The organism is Frankia sp. CcWB3 (assembly GCF_977927595.1).
On sequence record NZ_CDWRCK010000008.1, the window covers coordinates 23028 to 30186 of the forward strand.

At 70.5% G+C, this 7159-nt stretch carries 6 protein-coding genes; all 6 read right to left on the bottom strand.

All coding sequences use genetic code 11. The features are described 5' to 3' along the window. Window positions 1-28: 28 nt before the first annotated feature. The gene (gene mrdA, locus ACY5KJ_RS01500) at window positions 29-2218 is read right to left on the bottom strand and encodes a penicillin-binding protein 2 (protein ID WP_462186093.1); all 2190 of its coding nucleotides are present in this window, start codon (window positions 2216-2218) and stop codon (window positions 29-31) included. Continuing rightward, window positions 2215-2757 carry a rod shape-determining protein MreD gene (mreD, locus tag ACY5KJ_RS01505; protein WP_462186103.1) on the bottom strand — a complete coding sequence of 181 codons (543 nt, stop codon included), beginning with the start codon at window positions 2755-2757 and terminating at the stop codon, window positions 2215-2217. Before mreD ends, mrdA begins: the two co-directional genes overlap by 4 nt. 5 nt (window positions 2758-2762) lie before the next feature. Continuing rightward, on the bottom strand, window positions 2763-3728 hold the full coding sequence (mreC, locus tag ACY5KJ_RS01510; protein WP_462186094.1) for a rod shape-determining protein MreC: 966 nt from the start codon (window positions 3726-3728) through the stop codon (window positions 2763-2765). 137 nt (window positions 3729-3865) lie between these two features. Continuing rightward, on the bottom strand, window positions 3866-4897 hold the full coding sequence (locus ACY5KJ_RS01515) for a rod shape-determining protein (RefSeq protein WP_011435655.1): 1032 nt from the start codon (window positions 4895-4897) through the stop codon (window positions 3866-3868). Between the two features lie 441 nt (window positions 4898-5338). After that, a complete protein-coding gene (gene ndk, locus ACY5KJ_RS01520; protein WP_011435654.1) occupies window positions 5339-5752 on the bottom strand; it encodes a nucleoside-diphosphate kinase in 414 nt (137 codons plus the stop codon). A gap of 173 nt (window positions 5753-5925) precedes the next feature. Then, window positions 5926-7159 (bottom strand): glutamate ligase domain-containing protein (locus ACY5KJ_RS01525; RefSeq protein ID WP_462202592.1); only part of this gene is annotated, 1234 nt, incomplete at its 5' end.

Here is a 7159-nt window from a genome sequence, read left to right on the forward strand (position 1 = left end):
GCCCCGCCCTCACGGCACAAGGTGGCCGTCAGGGTGGCGCCCGGCCCGTCGCCGTCGCGCCCGCGCCGCTGGTACCGGACAGGGGGCCGGCCAGGATCGGCGCCGATCCGGCCGGCGATGTCGGCGTCGCGGGGGCGGGCTGCGGTGACGACGCCGCGATCGTCCCGTCCCGGTTGATCTTCGGCGGCTCGGCCGGCGGTTTCCCACCCGGCATCGCCGCCGGCCGGCCGACACCGTAGATCGCCTGGTAGATCTGCTTGGCCACCGGAGCCGCGAACTCCGCGCCGGTCCCGGAGTCCGGGATGGTGACCACGACGGCGAACTGGGGGTCGTTCGCCGGCGCGAAGGAGGCGAACCAGGAGGTGTCCCCCTTGCCCTCGACCTCGGCGGTTCCGGTCTTTGCCGCGATCGGGACGACGTCGCTCGGCCAGTCCGCGAAGACGCCGGTGGCGGTGCCCCCGCCCTCCGTCGTCACCCCCCGCAGGCTGTCCCGGATGTAAGCAAGGTTCTCCGGTGAGACCGGCAGCGTCCCGGCCCGGCGCGGCGCGAAGGTCCTGACGACCTTGCCGTCCGGAGACACGGTGGCCTTGGCGAGGGTGGGCTTGTACAGGGTGCCGCCGTTGGCGATGGCCGCATAGGCGACGGCGAGCTGCAGCGGGCTCAGCGACAGGTACTGGCCCTGGCCGATCGCGAACTGGGCAGCGGCACCGGCGTTGTACAGATAGCCGTCGACGCACGCCTCGGCGGCGTACTTGCGGTACCGCTCGGCCTTGGCCGGGTCGGGCTCCTCCGGGTAGCCGTTCTTGGCCCGCCGGCAGTAGGAGTCCTTGAGCTCCGCCCAGATCGCCTTGGCGCCGGCGCGGTCGACGACGAAGCCCCGCGTTTCGCCGGGCAGGTCCAGCCCGGTGGTCCGGCCCAAGCCCATCGCCTGGGCCATCCTGACAAAGTACTCTTTCGGGGCGGAATAGGGCCCACGGCCGTTGCGCAGCCCGCCGTCCGCGAGCCAGGCGTCGTAGGCGAACTTGTCGAAGATGACGTCACAGGAGATGACCAGCGCCTGGTGCAGGATGATCGGACCGGCCGACTGGCCGTCGAAGTTGTGGAAGACCTGGTCACCGATCTGCAGGCTGGGCGCGCAGTCGTAGAGGTCGTTCCCCTTGGCGCCCAGGTTCTGCAAGGCGACGGCGGCGGAGATGGCCTTGAAGGTGGAGCCGGCCGCCCCCGACCCCTGGTAGGCCCGCGAGAGCAGCGGGATGCCGTTCGCGGGATCGGACAGCGCCCGGTAGTCGTTCTCCGAGACCCCGCCGACGAAGACCGACGGGTCGTAGGACGGCAGGCTCGCCATCGCGACCACCCCGCCGGTGCGCACGTCCAGCACGACCGCGGAAGCGGTGCGCGGGCCGCCCCCGAGCTTGTTGATCGTGTCCGTCAGCGCCTGCTCGACCGCCTGCTGCACGTCGAGGTCAAGGTTGAGCACCAGGTGGTCACCGCTGAGCGGCGCGGTGGTCGACGCGGTACCGGCCACCCGGCCGAACCGGTCCACCTCCAGGCGTTCCACCCCGTCGGTGCCGCGCAGCTCGTCGTCATAGGTGCTCTCCAGGCCGGCAACGCCGATCAGGCTGTTGAGGTGGTAGCCCTTCTCATCCCCCTGCTTGTCGAGCTGGTCCTGACTGACCGGCGCGAGATAGCCCAGCTCGTGCGCGGCCAGCGCGCCATGCGGGTACTCGCGGACGGCCTGCAGGTCGGCGGAGACGCCGGGGAAGCGGTCGGGATGTTCGATGACGGCGAGGGCCTGCTGCGGGCTGACGTCCTTGGCGACCGGTACCGGCTGGTAGGGCGATCCGTTCCAGCAGGGCGGCTTCACCTGGGCGCTACAGAACCGGATCCGCCGGGCGAGCTCGTCCACGGGGGTGCCGATCACCGCGGCGAGGCGGGCGAGGACGGCCTGGCCCTGGTCGGCCTGCCGATCCGTGGTCGACCGGTTCACCGAGATGACCAGCGACGTACGGTTGCGGACGAGGGCCTGCCCCTTATCGTCAAGGATCATCCCCCGGGTCGCGGGCGTCACCACCTCGCGGACCCGGTTGGTCTCGGCGACCCGGCGGTACCGGTCACCGTCCAGGATCTGGAGTACCCACAGCCGCGCGCCGAGTGTGATGAGCAGGGAAACGACCAGCACGCGCAGCAGCAGGACGCGGACCCGCACCCGGTCGTTCATCGCGACTCCCGCCGCCGACCGCCGGCCAGCCGCCGGGAGCCCGCGAGCAGCAACGGGAACAGGAACGGGGTGAGCAGGAGGGCGTAGACGCCGGCCGCCAACGCCCGCAGCACAGCCTGACCTCCCGTCAACGCCGCCTCACCGAGGATCGAGGTGGTGGCGGCGTACCCGAGAGTGCCCAGCACACTCGCCCCACCGATCGCCGCCAGGGGAACCACCACCGACCGCTCCGCCGCATCCATCGCCAGTCCGGCAGCGTAACCGATCAGACACAAAACGAGAGCAGTCTGACCGAGAACATGAGTGGAGGACAGATCGGCCAGCAATCCCGCCACGAAGCCGGCGACCGCGCCGAGCAGCGGCCCCTCGATCAGCGCGATCGCCGCCAACAGGACGAGCATGAGGTCGAGCCGGCCGCCGGGCAGGCTCAACCGGGCAATCACGGAGACCTGGAAGATCAGGGCGACGGTCAGGAGCACGACCGCGGCCACGACGGCGCGCCCGCGCAGGGTCTCCTCAGAGCCGGCGGTGCCCCACATCACGCTCAACCCGCTCCGCCCCGGACACCGGATGCCGCCCCGGCCGGTGATCCCTCCACCGGCGACCCGGCAGTGGGGGACGGCGGGGCCGGCGGGACAAGCGCAGCCGGCTCGGTCGGCACCGGCCTGGGCTTCAGTACCCGGTCGCCGGGGTCAGCCGGTGGCTTGCCAACCACCACTCCGACCAGGTCCGGAGTGCCGACCGACGCGTACGGTCTGACCTCGGCGGTCCGCGACAGACCATCGACGTCGGTGACCTTGGTGACTGCACCGATCGGGACGCCGGCGACGTAGTCGAGGCTGCCAAAGGTGACCAGCCGATCGCCCTTCTGCACCCGGTACGAGGCGTCGTACAGCGTGAAGGTCAACGTGCTTGGTCCCTGCCCACCGACCACGGCACCGAGCAGCTGGGTGCGTTCGAGCCGGGCTCCGATGTGACTGCCCGGGTCGCAGGCCAGCCGGACGATTGCGGTGTGCTCGGTCACGCCGGACACCGTGCCGACCAGCCCGTCGGCATTGAGCACGGTCTTGTCGACCACGATGCCGTCGGCCCTGCCGGCGTTGATGGTGACGGTCCAGTCCGTCCCCGTCACGTCACCGACCGCAATCACCTTTGCCGGCACGACGGTGTACTGGCCCTTATCTGCCAGCAAACGAAGATCTGCGAGTTCGGTTGACATCCGGCCGATCTCGGTGTCGTCGGCGATCTGGCGGCGCAGGCGGGCGTTCTCCTCCGCGAGTCGGTCCGCCCGGTCGTGATAGCGGTTCGGGTGCGTCAGGGAGGAGACGGTCCGGCCGATCGGGCGGGTGACCGTCGTAACGCCGTTCTCGACCCCCCCGAAGATCGAGTGCAGGACCCCGCGTGCTCCGGTGGCCGATCTCCCGGTCCGGTAGTCCAGGGTGATCAGGGTGAAGGCGACGATGAGCAGGGCGACGATCACCAGGCGGGATCGCCTCGTGCCACGGCCCACAACACCCTCCGAACACACTCTTGCGCGATCCGGTGCCACGCGGCGACGGCCACGCGGCACCAGGCGCCGCTCCGGCTATTCCAATGGGAAAGGATCGGTCCAATGGGAAGGGATCGGCAAGGGCCCTGCGCAACCGCCTAGCGCCGCGGCTCGGAGATCAGTACCTGCTGTAGGGCCTCGAACTCCTCCACGCACTTGCCCGACCCCATTGCAACCGAATGCAGCGGATTCTCCGCGATGTGGATCGGCATGCCGGTCTCCTGCCGCAGCCGCTCGTCGAGACCGCGCAGCAGCGCCCCGCCGCCGGTGAGGACGATGCCGCGGTCCATGATGTCGCCGGAGAGCTCCGGCGGGCAGCGGTCGAGGGTCACCTTCACCGCGTCGATGACCGCGTTGACTGGATCCTCGATCGCCTTGCGGATCTCCTCCGCCGTCACCACGATCGTCTTCGGCAGTCCAGTGATCAGGTCGCGCCCACGGATCTCGGCGCTGGGCTCGTCGGGAACCTTGTGCGCCGACCCAATCGCCATCTTAATCTCCTCGGCGGTGCGTTCGCCGAGCATCAGCGAGTACTCCTTCTTGACGTAGGAGATGATCGCGACGTCGAGTTCGTCCCCGGCGGTGCGGATCGACTGGCTGGTGACGATGCCGCCCAGTGAGATCACGGCGACCTCGGTGGTGCCCCCACCGATATCCACGACCATGTTGCCGGTCGGCTCGTGCACCGGCAGACCAGCGCCGATCGCCGCGGCCATCGGCTCCTCAATGATGTAGACCTTTCGGGCGCCGGCCTGGTAGCCGGCGTCCTTCACGGCCCGCTGTTCCACTCCCGTGATGCCGGAGGGCACGCACACGACCAGCCTGGGCTTGGCGAAATGGCGCCGCCGGTGCACCTTCTGGATGAAGTAGCGCAGCATCCGCTCGGTCGTCTCGAAGTCGGCGATGACGCCGTCCTTCAGCGGCCGCACGGCCACCACGTTGCCGGGCGTCCGGCCGATCATCCGCTTGGCGTCGGTTCCGACGGCGAGAATGCCCGAGGTGGTGGTGTTGATCGCGACCACGCTCGGTTCGTTGAGGACGATCCCGCGGCCGCGCACGTACACCAGCGTGTTGGCGGTACCGAGGTCGACGGCCATGTCACGACCGAGGAACGACAGCGAACTGGACATCGTCGGGTACCGACCTTCCCGGGGGATGCGGTCCTGGCCGCCTCCGGCGTGACCGACAGGCACGGCCTACCGAGGAGCCGGAGAAGCGCGTGGAACACGTACAGAGTTCGTAGATCGAACAGGACGACCCAGGCGCCCACCGGGGATTCGACCACGGCCACCGACCACGACCCTGTCGGTTACCGCGACCCACCGGACACGCTCCGGGCAAGTACTTGAAGGGTAGACCGACACCGGGCCCCTCGCCGCCCCGGTCGGTGATGGGCCGGTTTCGTGTCACCCTTGGGCCGGAACCGCCCTGCGCACACCCACGAATCACGAGGGCGACACGCCTACGGTCCCGGCCAGGCCCTGAGAGGCCACCCGAAATCCGACCGGCGGCGTCTCGGGGCATCTCGGGACGTCTCGGGAACGCCCCGGTCGGTGTGAACGGCTACGCGGTCAGCTCAGGCCCGGGAAGAAGAGGTCGATCTCCCGCTTGGCGGACTCCGGCGAGTCCGAGCCGTGCACGAGGTTCTGGCCGATCTCCAGCGCGTAGTCCCCACGCAGCGAGCCGGGCGCGGCCTTGACCGGATCGGTCGCGCCGATCAGCCCACGCGACGCCTCCACCGCACGCGGCCCCTCGGCCACGAGGGCCACCAGCGGCCCGGAGGTGATGAAGTCGACCAGTTCACCGAAGAACGGCTTGCTGGCGTGCTCGCCATAGTGCGTCTCGGCGACGGACCGCTCCAGCGTGCGTAGTTCGAGCGCCACCAGAGTGAGCCCCTTGCGCTCGAGCCGGCCGACGACCTCACCGACGAGGCCACGGCTGACGCCATCGGGCTTGACCAGGATGAGGGTGCGCTCGACGGACACGGTACTCCTTCTCGATCATCGACTTCGTCGTCCTTGACGAGGGACCCAAGGATCCCCCGTCAACTTACAGGGTGCCCACGCCCGCACCGTGACGGGACCGCGGCGTCCCGGAAACACCCCGCAACCGCATCAGGAACGCGTCGGGAACATGTCGGGAAACCCAGGAGGACGTGTCACGGGCGCAGCAACGCCCGGGCCCGACCCACGACAGATGCCGAACCAGTGATCACCACGCCGGCGCCCCCCAGATTGGCGTCCTCCTCGGCGATGCGCACCCCGGCGTCGATCGCGTCGTCCAACCGGGGTACGACCTCCACCCGGTCGGCGCCGAAGACACCCACGGCGACCGCGGCGAGACCGTCGACCGGCAGCGATCCGGGCCCGGCACCGGCGGTGACCACCACCGTGTTCAGGACCGGCTCCAGGACGGCCAGGAGCTCCGCCGCATCCCGCCCGCCACCACCGTCCCGAGCGGCGGCACCGTCCCGCGCCGCGGCGCCCTCGACCTCGCGCTCGATGGCGATGACCCCGACGAGGACGTCGAAGGTGAACGCCTCGTCGAGCGCCGCGGCCAGCGCGCCCGCCGCCACGGGCGAGTCGGCCACGTCAAGAATGATCGTCGGGGACCGGCGGACGACCTCCAGCCGGCCCCGGGAGTCCACCTCGGCGAAACCGGCGCGGACCGCATCGACGTCGAGCTGGTTGCGCCCGCCGCCGAGGAACGCCTCGACCGCGGCCAGCGCGACCGCTGCGTTGTGGGCCTGATGCGCGCCGTGCAGCGGCAGGAAGATCTCCTCGTAGGTGCCGCCCAGCCCCTTCAGTGTGATCATCTGCCCCCCGACAGCCACCTGCCGGCCGAGTACGCCGAACTCCAGCCCCTCCCGGGCGACCGTCGCCCCGGTCTCGGCGGCGCGCCGCAGCAGCGCCTGCGCGGCGGGCAGGACCTGCTGGGCCAGCACGACCAGGGTGTCGGCGCGGATGACCCCCGCCGTCCGCGCGGTGATCCGGTCCAGGCCCGCCGCCGGCTCCCGCTCGCCCACCGCCACGGGGGTGACGACCGACACCGGCGCGTCGAGCAGTGCGCTCAGCTCGCCGGCGTCGTCCCAGCCGGACTCAATCACGGCGAGGTCGGCGGGAGCGTCGGCGAAGGCGGCGAAGACCACGGCGGCAAGCAGCTCGAAGGCGCTCAGCCGGCCGTCGTCCTCGATCAGCGGCAGGTACGGCGCGATATCGGCGTAGGCGCGGCCGAGGACGTCGGGATCGATCGTGGCGCCGGCCAGCCCCACCCGCTGCTCGGCCCCAAGCCAGCCCGGCGAACTCAACGATCCCGCGCGGATGCCGAACGAGTGCAGCAGCGCGGTAAGGAGTCGAAATGAAATAACTTGCGCGTTTCGAACCCTCCACAGG